The organism is Sulfurimonas sp. HSL-1656 (genome assembly GCF_039645585.1).
Taxonomy (GTDB): domain Bacteria; phylum Campylobacterota; class Campylobacteria; order Campylobacterales; family Sulfurimonadaceae; genus Thiomicrolovo; species Thiomicrolovo subterrani.
The window spans coordinates 1,058,021-1,071,626 of sequence record NZ_CP147915.1 but is presented as its reverse complement, the minus strand read 5'-3'; the positions used below and the strand labels follow the sequence as shown (position 1 = coordinate 1,071,626).

Below are 13,606 nucleotides of genomic sequence, written 5' to 3'. Positions count from 1 at the left end.
CTATGCGCATCAAACTGACCCTCAGCTATAACGGCAGCCGCTTCTCCGGCTCCCAGAGCCAGACGGAGACGGGCAATACCGTCATGGGCGTCCTGCACCAGGCGCTCACGCGCCTCGGCATCAGTGCCAAACCGGTCGCGTCGGGCCGCACCGACGCCGGCGTCCACGCCTTCCGCCAGGTCGTGCATATCGACCTGCCGCCGCACTGGAGCGACCTCGTCAAACTCCGCCGTGCCCTCTCCCACCAGCTGCCCGCGTCCATCGCCATCCGCCGCCTCGAAGCGGCCGAGGATGACTTCCATGCCCGCTTCAGCGCGCACCGCCGGGTCTATCGCTACATCATGAGTGACCGCGAACCGAACCCCTTCGAAGCGGAACTCGTCACCTTCGTCGCTGCGCCCCTGGACCTGGATCGCATCAACGAGGCCATGCACCGCTTTGAAGGTGAACACGACTTTGAGTTCTTCAAAAAGACCGGTTCCGACGTCAAGCACTACGTGCGCACCGTCTACAAAGCCTTCGCCTACCGCCACAGGGGCTACACCATCCTCTACTTCGAGGCCAACGGCTACCTCCGTTCACAGATCCGGATGATGGCCGACGCCGTCTTGAAGGTCAACAGCGGCGAGATGCGCCTGCCGCAGCTGCAGGAGCAGATCGACCTCAAAGCCCGCCACAGCACGGACCTCGCCCCCGCCGCCGGACTCTACCTCTCGAAGATCATCTACTGACGGTCTCTCTTTTCATCTCTATCCTAATCTCAGGACAACCGCCGCATTAGTTTAGCCCTTTACACTAAAGTCTATTGATATTACTTGCAACCATTAATTTTTTTTCGCTAAAATCACATCTGAAAATTCGACACACTAATGAGGAGTTTTTACGATGGCAAAACATCAGTTCCAGACCGAAATCAACCAGCTGCTTCAGCTGATGATCCACTCGCTCTATTCCAACAAAGAGATTTTTCTGCGCGAGCTCGTCTCCAACGCTTCCGACGCCCTCGACAAGCTCAACATGCTGCACCTGACCGACGATGCCTACAAAGGGATCGCCTTTACGCCGCGGGTCGACCTCGCGATTGACAAAGAGGCCAAGACCCTGACCATCAGCGACACGGGGATCGGGATGAACGACGAGGACCTCGTCGCCCACCTCGGTACCATCGCCAAATCCGGCACCAAAGCCTTCCTGGAGAACCTCTCCGGCGACGCAAAAAAAGACAGCCAGCTTATCGGCCAGTTCGGGGTCGGCTTCTACGCGGCCTTCATGGTCGCGGACAAGATCGAAGTCGTGACCAAGAAAGCGGGCGAGGAGCAGGCGTACAAATGGATCTCCGCGGGCGACGGCGAGTTCGACATCGAACCGGCGGAAAAAGAGGGCAACGGTACCAGCATCACCCTCTTCCTCAAGGACGAGGACGAAGAGTTCCTCGAGACCTACCGTATCGAAAGCATCATCAAGAAGTACTCCAACCACATCCCTTTCCCTATTTTCATGGACAAGGAGAACTTCATCCCGGCCGAGCGCGACGACGAGGGCAACGAAACGAAACCGTCCAGCACAGAGATCAAGAACGAGCAAATAAACAAGGCCTCCGCGCTCTGGACGCTCTCCAAATCCGACATCAGCGACGACGAGTACAAAGAGTTCTACAGCTCCCTGTCACATGACTCCGGCGAACCGATCACCTGGCTGCACCACAAGGCCGAAGGGGCCATCGAGTATACGACTCTTTTCTACATCCCGGCCAAGGCGCCGATGGACCTCTACCGCGTCGACTACCAGCCGGGCGTGAAGCTCTACATCAACCGCGTCTTCATCACCGACGACGACAAAGAGCTGATGCCGACCTACCTGCGCTTCCTGCGCGGGGTCATCGACTCCAAGGACCTCCCGCTCAACGTCAGCCGCGAGATCCTTCAGTCCAACCCGGTCATGAACAAGATCCAGAACGCCTCGGTCAAGAAGGTACTCAGCGAGCTCGCCAAACTCAAGAAGAAAGACGCCGAGAAATATGACGCCTTCTACACGGAGTTCGGCAACGTCATCAAAGAGGGACTCTACAGCGACTTCGGCAACCGCGAGAAGATCCTGGAGCTGCTGAAGTTCAACACCCTCAACAGCGAAGCGAAGACGGACATCGAGTCGTATGTCACCAAAGTAGACGAGACGAAAAAAGAGATCTACTACATCACCGGCAAAATGAGCCTGCAGATGCTCAAAAACTCGCCGCAGCTCGAGCGCTTCAAGGCCAAGGGCATCGACGTGCTGATCCTCAACGAGGAGATCGACACCATCGTCTTCCCGATGGTCACGGAGTACAAAGAGTACAAGTTCGTCAACGTCTCCGATGCCCAGTTCGAGGAGAGCGAAGCGGAGAAAAAAGCGGATGAGGAAACTGCAAAAGCCTTTGAAGGCCTCGTCGGCGCCATGAAAGAGGCCCTGGGCGACAAGGTCTCCAAGGTCGAGGTCACCACGGATCTCACGGACTCGCCGGTCTGCCTCAAGATCGACAAAGAGGACCCGAACTACCAGATGGCCCAGATGATGAAACAGTTCGGCGGCGGCATGGGCATGGAAGTGCCGGAGATCAAGCCGATCCTGCAAATCAACCCAAAACACGAGCTGCTCGAGAAGCTCAACGGCACCTCAGACGTCAACCTCATTGGCGATGCCGCCTTCGTCCTGCTGGATCAGGCGAAGCTCTTCGAGGGTGCCGAACTCGACGACACCGCCGGTTTCATCGCCCGGATGAACCGCATTATGAGCAAGGCGCTGTAAGCGCGCTTTGTTCCCCCTTTTTTCCTAAATCCCCTTTTCACCTATTTTCATTGCACCGAACCATTCGCTTCCGTCCATACCCTTCTGCGTCTTCATAGAATTTTCGATATTTACGTTTTTATGTTTTTAATTATTTATTTTTACGGCTATAATGATTCCGGAAGTTTTGGGGCATCATTCAATTACGATACGACAATCAGTCACAAGGAGAGAGAAATGGCCATTAAGCTGATCAACAAATACCAGGCGTGGTGGGACGCCAGCACAAACTCCGGATTTTTCTGGTTTACCTATTTTGACGGCGTGCGTTCGAAGAGCATTTCCGTCAACGCCGAAAGTTTTGCAATCATCACGGACCTTCTGCGCAACGAGAAGCCGGTCTACGGTGACCATACCAAAGCACTGGTCACGACACAGTCTGAAGAGGTAGGCGAAGAGGAGAGCTGACGCCCCTTCGCGCTATGAGACTGCACCGGATCATACACGCGTCCTGATGCCCCCTAAACTTCGTCTTCTTCCACGCCGATTCCGAAACTGTTGACCTATTTTTTATAAGGCTCCAGCGCGAAACAGTACTCCCCTGCAGTGTGGGACCAGTTCCTGTCCCTTCCGTATCGGTTTGTCCACGTTTCTTTGCTCTGTTTCGTATCAAATTCGGCACACAGTTCATAAGATGATGACGCCGTAGTGCGATAACGGTAACTTTTCAGGGTTTTGGGGTCTGCCGTCTCCAGGTCGCTGACCACACCTTCCTGCAGCTCAGCCATGTCCTCCGGAAGCTTTTTGTAATGCTCCCAGTAGCGGTCGATGCTCATGGCGATCTCCGCCAGATCCGCAATACGGCGTTTGTCGAGCTTTTGCGCCCGTTCCTTCGCGGGGGAGTCAATCATTACCATCCCCGCAACGATCGCGCTGATAACGATCGTCATGGACAGGAGTATAAGAGACTTTCCCGTCACGTCGCCGCTTCTCATTTTTCTTTCTCCTCTTTGCGGAGGTCCCACAGGTAATAGCCGAAGATCGTCCCTGCAATCACGGCGACAACGAGAAATTTCAGGAAGAAGCGAAGCGTCATCTCACCGCCCAGCAGGTTAAACACCAAGACAGCCAGGTCACCGACGATAAAGCCCGATACGATAAACAGCGTCACATAGGTGAGCCACTTCCGTATCTTTGAACCCCGCCCAAGCGGGTCGCGGCGATAGGAGCGGCTAATCAGGTAGCTCATGTAGAGGTAGAGCGGGAAAGCGATCAGCAGCATGGAGATATCCCAGCGGATGCTGCGTTCTATCCACTCCTCCATGTCCATTCCGCCCGTCAGTGCGGGATCAGGCAGCACCAATGCAATGATGTTGAACAGCAGGCTCCCCAGGTTGTAGGCGCTCATATAGAGTGCGGCAAAGAGCAGCAGGTAGAGAAAGGCTTCCATCGCCGAAAGGTAGGGCTTGGGCCTCGGCACCGGGATCGGGAAATCGACGTCGGCGAATTTACCAAGACCGTGCGCCACCTCCTCCTGCATCCACCCGGCTTCCAGTAGGACCTTTTCGATCTCCGTACGCGCCAGCCCCTTTTGCAGGGCCTCCCGGATGAAGTTGATCAGTTCTTCAGAGACAGCGGCCATATCTTTGTTCTCCTTGATGACGGGGATCAATGCTATACGATTGTATCATAGTGTGTTAGGCATTGTTCCCCATTATGCTATAAGCGATCTTTATCCCCGGCTATAGAACAGGCACTCTTCTCTGGCACGCATGTCGCCATACAATCGTCTGTAAATACACCGGGAAGTTCCAAAATATGCTAAAGTGTCTTGAGAAGGCATAGGATGACGGAAACAGAACAGAGTATCACCATCGTAAAAAACGGACCCTACATCGTACGGGGCAGTGTGCCGCTTTCCGTGCAGAGCATCGGCGTCAACGATGAGGGCGAAGCCGTCAAATGGGTCGAAAGCAGGCAGTACCCGCTCCAGGGCGTGTACAGCCTTTGCCGCTGCGGCCGGTCCAAAAAGCACCCGTTCTGCGACGGCAGCCATGCACAGAGCGGTTTCGACGGCACCGAAACGGCCGAACGTCAGCCTATTGTCGAACTTTCAAAGACCTATGACGGCCCGGACATCTACATGACCGACGCCAAATGTTTCTGCGCCCTCGCCCGTTTCTGCGACCCGCACGGCGGGGTATGGAACCAGGTAAAGATGTCGGACGATCCGGAAATCAGGGAGGTATTCCTGCAGGAGGTGTGGGACTGCCCGGCCGGGCGGCTCGTGGCGTGGGATAAACAGACGGGCCGCCCCATCGAGCCGCATTTCAAACCCTCCATTGTCCTCATAGAAGATCCGAAAATGAAGTGCAGCGGCCCTATCTGGGTGCGCGGCGGCATCCCCGTGATCGGTGCCGACGGCTTCGTCTACGAGATCAGGAACCGTGTCACGCTCTGCCGCTGCGGTGCATCGTCCAACAAACCGTTCTGCGATGCAAAGCATCTGACGATCCGCTTCAAGGCGACCTGAAGGGCGTATGCTTTCGCTGCCAATGCTGCCGACATTGCAGTATAATGGTCGGCATCTCTTGAACAAGGCGTACCCATTCGTACCGATATCAACGCTTTTTCCATTGCCGAAGAGATCTGGCATGCCGTCACCCACGGGCTCGGGCTGCTGCTCAGTTCCGCGGCACTGGGCATCCTGACCCTTCTGGCTGCGCAAAGCGGCAGCGGCATCCGTCTGGCCGGGGCACTGGTCTTCGGTATCGCACTGGTCATTATGTACGGCATCTCGACGCTCTACCATGCCGTCACCGTCCCCGCGTTCAAACGCATCCTGCAGCAGCTGGACCACTCGGCCATCTATCTTCTCATCGCCGGTACCTATACCCCCGTCGCCCTCATCGGCGTCCAGGGAGCATTCGGCTGGGTCATCTTCGGTGTCGAATGGGCCGCCGCCGTATTCGGCATCGCGCTTAAAGTGGCATTTTACGGTCGGTATGAGAAGCTTTCACTCGTCATGTATGCCCTCATGGGTTGGCTCATCGTCATTGCCGCTGGGCCCATGTTCGCCCACGTCGATTCGCTCACGCTCTCCCTGCTGCTTGCCGGCGGACTTACCTATACACTGGGCATCCTCTTTTATGTCTGGGACTCCCTGCATCTCAATCATGCCATCTGGCACCTCTTCGTCCTCGGGGGCAGTATCTTCCACTTTTTCGTTGTGCTCTCGCTCATACAGGGCTGAAGCAACGGACCGGGATCTTACGCTTCGGCCTCGCGCTGTTCTTTGATGACATAACGTGCATGGGGCAGCGCTTTGAGCCGTTCAAGGGGGATCTTCTTCCCGCTCGCTTCACAGATACCGTAGGTCCCTTCTTTGATTTTGGAAAGGGCGTGGTTAACCTCGTCGAGCTCATGCCGCTGCTGTTTCAGCAGGGCCGTTTCGTGCCGGCTCTCGTTCTGCAGCATCACCCCGTCTTCCATATCAACAGAGTCATCCGTCGTCGTGATGGCGTCATTCTCTTCCATCAAACGTGCAATGTTCGATTCCAGCTCCGCTTTCATCGCCAGCAGTTGCGTTTCAAGTGCTTCTCTCTCCACCTTTTTCATCGCTACTTCTCCCTTTTTTTTACTATCATAGGTGCACACTCGTAAAAGACAGATTAAAGGTAAAAATCAGTTTATTGATAAAATCTTATCATGTCGCACCTGCTTGTGGAGAATAATGTGATTACTAACGGAACGGATATTGTCATGGTCGGCGCCGCCGGCACGATCGTTCGCAACAACCCCTAAAGGCGGCAGGATGCCTTCTTAGCAACCGGGGCCCGGTGCCCTTCCGCCTGTTCCAACCCCTCCAGAAAATGCAAGAGCGCCTCCTGGTGCTTCATGTACTGCTCGAACCTATCGCGTCCCAGGAACCGGGCCATTTCCGCCTCGGTATCGGCGATTACTTTCAAAGCCACTTTCACCAGTGCTTCACCCCGCGGCGTCAGCACGACGGCCTTCTCTTTCCGGTTATCCCGACGCGTCTGCAGTTCGATGTAACCCGATGCCGCCAGTTTCCCGACATGCTTATGCGCCGCCTGGCGCGTGCTCCCCAGTGCACCCGCCAGGGCACTGACGCTCATCCCGTCTTTTTCCGACAGATGGGCAAAAATGCCCAGCAGTGCGGGGGTCAGCTCCGTGAACCCTTCGACTTGAACGGCCCTGAGGATGATCCGGTTAAAGATGGTACTGGATTGAAGCGCGCTGAAACAGAAAGACATTGTAAACCTAGTTGACAAAATTTGATGGGTTGATTATACTTCCGCCAACCTGTCAGCAGGCTTCAACAATCAAAAAGGAAGTACTATGAATTTTCTTCTTCAAGTCGATTTTCCCTATGAGGGACCGTTCGGAGCGGAGATGAGCGAAGCGATGCGCCCTCTTGCGGAAGACATCGCGCAGGAGGAAGGACTGGTCTGGAAGATCTGGACCGAATCCGAAAGCGAAAAAATCGCAGGGGGAATCTACCTCTTCGACAACGAAGCGGATGCCCGCCGCTATCTTGAAAAACACGAGGCACGCCTGACCTCGTTCGGCATTCAGAACATCCGCTCCGTCATCTTCCGGACCAATGATGTTCTGAGCAAAATAGACCGCGCGCCGCTTTAAGCGCGCACGCTTTTCTGTCCGGCTTACTGCGCCTGCATCGGGCGCGGCTGCGTCACCGGCTTGAGCGTCTGTTCGACGGAGACCGTCGTATTCATATGGTTGTTACGGCGGTTCGTATCCTCGAAACGCGGCATATTCAGCGCCGCGGTGATTTTCATACCGTCTTTCAATGCAAGGTTCTCGAACGTATACGTCACCTTCCCGCCCGGTTTCGCCAGGCGTTTGCGTTCATCAAGAGCGGCCAGCGTCACCCCGCCCCATGATTTGCCGTCGACCGTCAGCATCAGTGTCAGGGCATTTTTGCCTTTGCGCGCATACACCTCATCGGCAATGGTACCCTCGCCGAAATTCTGAAGCGTCACGTAGAGTTTCCCGCTTCCCTTGCGCTGTCCCATTTGTAGGATGCCGAGGTCCATCGGTTTGGGCTGCAGCGCCTCGTCGACATACTGCTGCCTTCCGGGATAGGAGATCTTCACCTCGAACTCCGGTGCCAACTGCGTATCGTAGTTATGAAGGACAATAAAGTACATCCCCTGCGTTTCCATCAGCTCCATCTGGTCGATGTCATAGTGCGGCGGAGTCGAACGGCCGTCGGCAAGCGTGACATGGGCGTTGCCGCGGCGGTAATACGCCGGGAGCTTTTTCTTTTTCTTCTTACCGAAGATGGAGTCTGAAAGCGTTTTAAGGCTTTTGTAGACGCCCCGGATCTCGTCGCCGGCCATGTACTCGACCGGATTGTATTTATTCGCTTTTTGCGCCCACTCCTGGAAGGTGCTCTTTTTCATCGGCTCTTTGCCGTTAAGAAAACGCGAATCGACAAACACCCAGCGGAAAGGGGAGTTCCGTTTTTGCTGGTCGACCTGCTCATGGGTGTAGTTCGTTATCTTGATCTCAAACGTCACCCGCCCCGGTTCGGTGACCTCTATGGGGTAAAAGACCGTATAGGGATCACTGCGCTTTCCGTTGTACAACTGGACTTTTTTATGGAAAAGCCCGCCATTTTCATTTCCGGCTGCTCCGGCCGTGTTGGCGACCGCCAGCAGCATCACGGCTATCAGCGCCCATTTCATTTTCAGCATAGGAATCCTTTAAACGTTGGTTGACAGGCGGGTACGACACCGTACCGATCCGTCTGTATAAAGTAACCCTAACGCAAGTAACCTTAACAACATTACACATCAGCACACCGTTCAATGTTCGGTTTGCGATTGTCACAAAAATATATTACAATGGCCCGAAAATTAATGCACAAGGATGTTATATGCGATCGGTACTTACCGCCTTAATCTGTTCCGGATTCCTCTTCAGCGCCTGTTCCTCGGAACCGGCAGGACCGGACTTCAAAGAGGGAAAATGGTCCATCACCAGTAAAACGGAGATGCAGGGGATGCCGATGCAGATCCCGGCCACGACTTTCGAGCAGTGCCTGAGCGCGCAGGACCGCGTGCCGATGCAAAAAAACGACAATGACGGCTGTAAAGTGATGGAGCAGAAGGTTGACGGCGACACCGTTTCCTGGCGCTACGAATGCCAACACTCCAAAGGGGACGGTTCCATCACCTATACGGGAGAGAGCTTCCAGGGGAAAATGAACATGCACACCGACACGGGTATGGGTGCCATGACCATGACGACGACGATGACGGGCAAATACCTCGGCCCCTGCGAATAACCCACTTTCCTGCCTCCCCCCGCGGGAGCGCCTGGCACCTCACCCTGCACACACTCTTCTCTCTTTACGATGATACAGACGCAACCGTTCCCAATCACCCTGCTTCGTGCACGCCGCTTGCATATCGCGCCAAAAGGAGTCACCGTGATCATCAAAGCCAACGTGCTCTACGACGGCCGCACGCGCCGGGAAGCCTGCTATGTCCATATCGAGGGCGAACGCATCAAAGCCGTGACCGATACGGCCGAACGGTACGATTATGAGGGGATCGTCACCCCCGCCTTTGTCGATCCGCACTCGCACATCGGGATGTTCCGTGAGGGCGAGCCCTCCTCCGAGGCCGAAGGCAACGACATCAGCGACCAGATCCAGCCGCTGAACGAACCGCTTCAGAGCATCTACATGGACGACCCCGCCTTTTCGCATGCCATCGATTTCGGCGTACTTTACAGCTGTATCGTTCCCGGCAGCGGCAACGTCGTCGGCGGGAAAACCACGGTGATCCGCCACTTCGCAGGTAACGTCGACGGCGCGCTCGTCAAGCATCTGGGCTATAAAATGGCGCTGGGCTACAACCCGACCTCGACGCGCCACTGGAAAGGGACACGTCCCAATACGCGTATGGGGGTCAACGCCCTGCTCGAAGAGCGCTTTGACACCCTGCTTTCCCGGGAGAAAAAGGCCCGTACCGCCAGAGACATCGCCCTGCTCGAGCTGGATGAAAGCGTCGACGAGGAACTCCTGGCCCTCAAACGCGAACAGATCGAGGCGGACTATCATGCCGCTTTTACGGGAACGGAACACGCGCTGCTGGATCTGCTGCAGGGCGACAAACTCGTCAAGATCCACGTCCACAAAGAGGACGATGCGCTCTACCTCATCGAGCTGGTCAAAAAGTACGGGCTGCGCGCCAGCGCGGAGCACTGCATGGACATCCACCACCGCCATATTTTCGAAGCCCTCGATGCCGCCGGTATTCCCGTCGTCTTCGGACCGCTGGGAAGCGTCGGCTATAAAACCGAGCTCAAACACGCTTCATATAAAAACGTCTCCGAACTGGTGGAAGCCAGGATGCCGATGGCGGTGATGAGCGACCACCCCGTCATCCACGCACACACCCTCCGCGATGCGTCGCAGTACTTCATGATCGCCGGGCTCGATGCGACGGAGGCGATCAACCTGCTCACCCGCGAAAATGCCCGTGCCATCGAGATGGACGCGGAGCTGGGCACCGTCGAGCCGGGTAAATGGGCCTCGCTGTTGCTGTGGGACAAAGAACCGATGATGCTTGGCGCCATCCCCCGTGTCGTCATCGGCGAAGGCCAGGTGCTTCGGCAATAGGTTCCCGGCGTCATGTCTTCTGCGACATCTCCATGGCCATCATCAGAAAGCCGGTAAAGGCACCGTTATCCCTGCCGAGCGACGGATCGACCTCCGCCTTCATCTGTTTGAGCATTTTCGTGTAGCCCCGATAAAAATCATAGCTCGGGCGCGGCTTGTACTCCACCCCTTCGATCTCGAAAAAACTGATGATGTTCTTGGTCGTCGTCGGTTTGATGAAGAAGGCTCTGTCCCTCGCGTAATAGTAGGGGATCAGCGTCACTATAGGCCATTTGGCCAGTTTGTAAAATGCCAGCACCTCAACCATCCCTTCAAAACCCTCTTTTCTGCTGCCGTGCAGCAGTTCATAGAGCGCGATGGAAAGCATATCCTTCTGCTCCGGGCTCATCTGTTTAACCATGTCACGGACTTTAGGCTTTTCGAACAGTGAGATCAAGGAGGACTTGGAAACTATTTTCGCAAAGTTTTCGCAAATCACTTCAGAGTGACCGAAAGCGCCTTCGGCAAACAGTTCCCGTACCGTCTCCCCGAGGGCAGCCGTGTGGTGCCGTCTGACAATGGGCAACAGGGCCTCATCCGCGAAGCCTTTCGGATAGAGAGCAAAGAACTCCGCTTCCGCCGTTCTCAGCTTATCAAGGTTCATTGTGTTCACCCCCTTACAACGGCGCTGTAGTACATTATAACGCTCCACTGACACGATATTCACTTTGGATTGTCAACTTATCTGATACGTCAAAGTTGTCCCGAGTTTTTAATAGAGTTGTTACACCCGTCGTGAAATAATGGCCCATCACCCACACAGGAGCACTACCATGGATCTCTTTTCACCGCTGAACGTCGGGAGCATCACCCTTCAAAACCGCATTGTTATGGCGCCGCTGACCCGCTGCCGCAGTGTAGAAGATCACCGGGCCAACGCCATGATGGCCGACTACTATGCCCAGCGGGCTTCCGCCGGGCTGATCATCAGCGAAGCGACCATGGTCTCCCCGATGGGAATAGGCTACCCCGCGACACCGGGCATCTATACCCCTGAACAGACGGAGTCATGGAAACAGGTGACGCAGGCCGTGCATGCAAAAGGCGGGAAGATCTATATGCAGCTGTGGCATGTGGGCCGGATCTCCCACCCGTCTTTTCTGGGCGGTGAGCTTCCCCTCGCCCCTTCGGCGGTCAAACCGGCGGGACAGACCTACACCTTTGAAGGGATGCAGGAGTTCGTCACCCCGCGCCCCCTGGAGACGGCGGAGATCCCGGAGATCGTCGCCCAGTTTGTCGCCGGGGCGAAAAACGCCATTGCCGCCGGGTGCGACGGCGTGGAGATCCACGGTGCCAACGGCTACCTTATCGACCAGTTCCTGCGCGACGGCACCAACAAGCGCAATGATGCTTACGGCGGTTCCGTCGAAAACCGCAGCCGCTTCCTGCTCGAAATCGTTGAAGGCGTCAGCGCCGCCATCGGCGCCGACCGTACGGGCCTGAGGCTCTCCCCCAGCGGGACCTTCAACGACATGAGCGATTCCGATCCCCAGGCACTTTTTACCTATGTGCTCAACCGCCTGAGTGATTATCAGCTGGCATACGTACATATTGTCGATGCCCTTGAAGGCGATATCCGCCACGGGGCGAACGTCGTCGAACTTGCCGCCCTGCGCGACGCCTACGAAGGAGTGCTTATCACCTGCGGCGGCTATGACAAAGCGCGGGGGAACGCTGCGATCGCCGACGGACTCGCCGACGCCGTCGCTTACGGGATGCTCTACATCGCCAACCCCGACCTTCCGGAACGCTTCAAGGCCGATGCACCGCTGAACGAACCGGACCCCGACACCTTCTACACCCAGGATGAAAAGGGCTACCTGGATTACCCGACGCTCGGATAACGCACCAGAGCCACGCCCCTTCTTCTCCCTCCGACGGCGCTCCGTACCGTCGTCGATCTCCCGTGAAGCATTCTTAAATGTAAAATATTTTATGGTGTTATAAAGAGTTTTCTACAAGGAGAGGCGATGCTGCGGCTTGGCGTATTTTTTGACGGGACGGGTAACAATCTCTACAACGACGACCTCATCGGTGACGGGTCGCTGAGCAACGTCGCCAAACTCTACAAAGTCTACCGCGCCAGCGGCTACACCGCCTACTATTCCCAGGGGGTCGGCACGGGAAAATATAAACAGGGGCAAACCCTCTCTCCCAAGGCCGTCGACGCGATACGGCAGCGGAAAAAGGCCAAAAACGACTATTACGACGCGCTCCATATGGCCTTCGGGGGTGATGCCAAAAGCTTCGTCAAACGCAAACTCAAAAAAGTCCGTTCGGCTGTACGGCAAAACGGCGGTGACGACGTCATCATCGATGTCTTCGGTTTCAGCCGGGGTTCTGCGGAGGCGCGCGACTTCATCAACCGCGTCAATGCCGCCTACAAACACGATGCAAACGTCCGCGTCGGGTTTGTCGGCCTCTTCGATACGGTGGCGACAATAGGACTTGCCAACGATGTCAACATCGGCTTTGCCCTGAATCTCTCGAACGGCTCGGCCCAGAAAATCGTTCACCTGACCGCCAAAGACGAACACCGCCACAACTTCCCGCTGGAGTCCCTCAAGCGCGCGGACGGTACGACGGAGCCCAATACGGAAGAGATCGCCCTGATGGGGGTTCATGCCGATATCGGCGGCGGATACGGAGAGCTTGACGACCGCCAGGACGTCCTCGTCACGGATTCGGAGTTTTACCGGGTCTATCCGAAACACAAGAAAGGCCAGGCAGAGCAGCAGGTCGTCATCTTGCAGCAGGAGGCCGAGGGGAAAGGGTATAAACTGCTCTATACGCTCACCCAGCTCCCCGCCCTCTCCGACTGGGCCCTGGACGCCTGTTTCATCGAACACGCACCGGTTGCCTACGGTCTTGGCAACAGTGCCCTGCAGCTGATGTATACGAAGGCTTCTGAACAGATACCCGCCCTTGCAGGGCTGGAGCTCCTGGGGCAGACGGCAGCCGGTCACAGCCTCTTCGAAGCCCCGGCATCTCCGGACAAGAGCTACATGCACCTTTCCGCCGTCGGCGACCGCTATGCACTCTCATCGAGCGACTGGATCACCAACCTCAAAAACCCCGGCGGCAAAAGACGGGTCTATTTCAACGATCCGCAGCAGGCTGTCTAGC

16 protein-coding genes are annotated in these 13,606 nt (G+C 56.1%); 10 read left to right on the top strand and 6 right to left on the bottom strand.

Going from position 1 to position 13,606, the window contains the following annotated elements:
- The first annotated feature begins 2 nt into the window (after nt 1-2).
- The 3 genes from truA (at nt 3) to WCX49_RS05465 (ending at nt 3,231) form a co-directional block, all read left to right on the top strand.
- Nucleotides 3-731 carry a tRNA pseudouridine(38-40) synthase TruA gene (gene truA, locus WCX49_RS05475; RefSeq protein ID WP_345986574.1) on the top strand — a complete coding sequence of 243 codons (729 nt, stop codon included), beginning with the start codon at nt 3-5 and terminating at the stop codon, nt 729-731.
- Nucleotides 732-885: 154 nt separating this feature from the next.
- Nucleotides 886-2,784, top strand: coding sequence for a molecular chaperone HtpG (gene htpG / locus WCX49_RS05470; protein WP_345986573.1), 1,899 nt, complete (start codon nt 886-888; stop codon nt 2,782-2,784).
- Between the two features lie 216 nt (nt 2,785-3,000).
- Nucleotides 3,001-3,231, top strand: a complete 231-nt coding sequence (locus WCX49_RS05465; RefSeq protein ID WP_345986572.1) for a hypothetical protein — start codon at nt 3,001-3,003, stop codon at nt 3,229-3,231.
- A 95-nt stretch (nt 3,232-3,326) separates the two neighbouring features.
- On the opposite strand, the gene WCX49_RS05460 is transcribed toward WCX49_RS05465, so the two are convergent.
- Complete coding sequence (locus tag WCX49_RS05460; RefSeq protein WP_345986571.1) at nt 3,327-3,713, bottom strand: hypothetical protein; 387 nt, start codon at nt 3,711-3,713, stop codon at nt 3,327-3,329.
- A 41-nt stretch (nt 3,714-3,754) separates the two neighbouring features.
- Entirely contained in the window at nt 3,755-4,435 is a 681-nt protein-coding gene (locus WCX49_RS05455) for a DUF5671 domain-containing protein (protein WP_345986570.1), read from the bottom strand.
- A gap of 174 nt (nt 4,436-4,609) precedes the next feature.
- On the opposite strand from WCX49_RS05455, the gene WCX49_RS05450 reads away from it, so the two are divergent.
- The gene (locus WCX49_RS05450; protein ID WP_345986569.1) at nt 4,610-5,296 is read left to right on the top strand and encodes a CDGSH iron-sulfur domain-containing protein; all 687 of its coding nucleotides are present in this window, start codon (nt 4,610-4,612) and stop codon (nt 5,294-5,296) included.
- 75 nt (nt 5,297-5,371) lie between these two features.
- Nucleotides 5,372-6,016, top strand: a complete 645-nt coding sequence (locus WCX49_RS05445) for a hemolysin III family protein (RefSeq protein WP_345986789.1) — start codon at nt 5,372-5,374, stop codon at nt 6,014-6,016.
- 17 nt (nt 6,017-6,033) lie between these two features.
- Here WCX49_RS05445 and WCX49_RS05440 read toward each other — a convergent pair whose 3' ends face one another.
- Complete coding sequence (locus WCX49_RS05440; protein WP_345986568.1) at nt 6,034-6,381, bottom strand: TraR/DksA C4-type zinc finger protein; 348 nt, start codon at nt 6,379-6,381, stop codon at nt 6,034-6,036.
- Between the two features lie 182 nt (nt 6,382-6,563).
- Entirely contained in the window at nt 6,564-7,040 is a 477-nt protein-coding gene (locus tag WCX49_RS05435; RefSeq protein WP_345986567.1) for a MarR family transcriptional regulator, read from the bottom strand.
- Nucleotides 7,041-7,125: 85 nt separating this feature from the next.
- On the opposite strand from WCX49_RS05435, the gene WCX49_RS05430 reads away from it, so the two are divergent.
- Nucleotides 7,126-7,428, top strand: coding sequence for a monooxygenase (locus WCX49_RS05430; RefSeq protein ID WP_345986566.1), 303 nt, complete (start codon nt 7,126-7,128; stop codon nt 7,426-7,428).
- A gap of 23 nt (nt 7,429-7,451) precedes the next feature.
- On the opposite strand, the gene WCX49_RS05425 is transcribed toward WCX49_RS05430, so the two are convergent.
- Nucleotides 7,452-8,507, bottom strand: a complete 1,056-nt coding sequence (locus tag WCX49_RS05425) for a hypothetical protein (protein ID WP_345986565.1) — start codon at nt 8,505-8,507, stop codon at nt 7,452-7,454.
- Between the two features lie 182 nt (nt 8,508-8,689).
- Here WCX49_RS05425 and WCX49_RS05420 point away from each other — a divergent pair, with 182 nt between their 5' ends.
- Together WCX49_RS05420 and WCX49_RS05415 are read left to right on the top strand one after the other, a co-directional pair.
- Nucleotides 8,690-9,100: a DUF3617 family protein gene (locus tag WCX49_RS05420; RefSeq protein ID WP_345986564.1), complete on the top strand. Its 411-nt coding sequence runs from the start codon at nt 8,690-8,692 to the stop codon at nt 9,098-9,100.
- A 144-nt stretch (nt 9,101-9,244) separates the two neighbouring features.
- Nucleotides 9,245-10,441 (top strand): amidohydrolase family protein, encoded by a 1,197-nt coding sequence (locus WCX49_RS05415; protein ID WP_345986563.1) that lies wholly within the window; start codon nt 9,245-9,247, stop codon nt 10,439-10,441.
- 10 nt (nt 10,442-10,451) lie between these two features.
- Here the strand turns inward: WCX49_RS05415 and WCX49_RS05410 are convergent, their stop codons facing one another.
- A complete protein-coding gene (locus tag WCX49_RS05410) occupies nt 10,452-11,084 on the bottom strand; it encodes a hypothetical protein (protein ID WP_345986562.1) in 633 nt (210 codons plus the stop codon).
- A 169-nt stretch (nt 11,085-11,253) separates the two neighbouring features.
- Between WCX49_RS05410 and WCX49_RS05405 the strand changes: the two genes are divergently transcribed.
- On the top strand, nt 11,254-12,324 hold the full coding sequence (locus WCX49_RS05405) for an alkene reductase (RefSeq protein WP_345986561.1): 1,071 nt from the start codon (nt 11,254-11,256) through the stop codon (nt 12,322-12,324).
- A 126-nt stretch (nt 12,325-12,450) separates the two neighbouring features.
- Entirely contained in the window at nt 12,451-13,605 is a 1,155-nt protein-coding gene (locus WCX49_RS05400) for a DUF2235 domain-containing protein (protein ID WP_345986560.1), read from the top strand.
- Nucleotide 13,606: the final 1 nt, after the last annotated feature.

What these genes read in the sequence shown, in the direction of transcription:
- WCX49_RS05405 (WP_345986561.1), top strand. Translation starts at nt 11,254, where the DNA reads ATGGATCTCTTTTCACCGCTGAACGTCGGGAGCATCACCCTTCAAAAC.
- WCX49_RS05420 (WP_345986564.1), top strand. Translation starts at nt 8,690, where the DNA reads ATGCGATCGGTACTTACCGCCTTAATCTGTTCCGGATTCCTCTTCAGC.
- WCX49_RS05400 (WP_345986560.1), top strand. Translation starts at nt 12,451, where the DNA reads ATGCTGCGGCTTGGCGTATTTTTTGACGGGACGGGTAACAATCTCTAC.
- WCX49_RS05465 (WP_345986572.1), top strand. Translation starts at nt 3,001, where the DNA reads ATGGCCATTAAGCTGATCAACAAATACCAGGCGTGGTGGGACGCCAGC.
- WCX49_RS05410 (WP_345986562.1), bottom strand. Translation starts at nt 11,084, where the DNA reads ATGAACCTTGATAAGCTGAGAACGGCGGAAGCGGAGTTCTTTGCTCTC.
- WCX49_RS05440 (WP_345986568.1), bottom strand. Translation starts at nt 6,381, where the DNA reads ATGAAAAAGGTGGAGAGAGAAGCACTTGAAACGCAACTGCTGGCGATG.
- truA (WP_345986574.1), top strand. Translation starts at nt 3, where the DNA reads ATGCGCATCAAACTGACCCTCAGCTATAACGGCAGCCGCTTCTCCGGC.
- htpG (WP_345986573.1), top strand. Translation starts at nt 886, where the DNA reads ATGGCAAAACATCAGTTCCAGACCGAAATCAACCAGCTGCTTCAGCTG.
- WCX49_RS05430 (WP_345986566.1), top strand. Translation starts at nt 7,126, where the DNA reads ATGAATTTTCTTCTTCAAGTCGATTTTCCCTATGAGGGACCGTTCGGA.
- WCX49_RS05435 (WP_345986567.1), bottom strand. Translation starts at nt 7,040, where the DNA reads ATGTCTTTCTGTTTCAGCGCGCTTCAATCCAGTACCATCTTTAACCGG.
- WCX49_RS05450 (WP_345986569.1), top strand. Translation starts at nt 4,610, where the DNA reads ATGACGGAAACAGAACAGAGTATCACCATCGTAAAAAACGGACCCTAC.
- WCX49_RS05460 (WP_345986571.1), bottom strand. Translation starts at nt 3,713, where the DNA reads ATGACGATCGTTATCAGCGCGATCGTTGCGGGGATGGTAATGATTGAC.
- WCX49_RS05425 (WP_345986565.1), bottom strand. Translation starts at nt 8,507, where the DNA reads ATGCTGAAAATGAAATGGGCGCTGATAGCCGTGATGCTGCTGGCGGTC.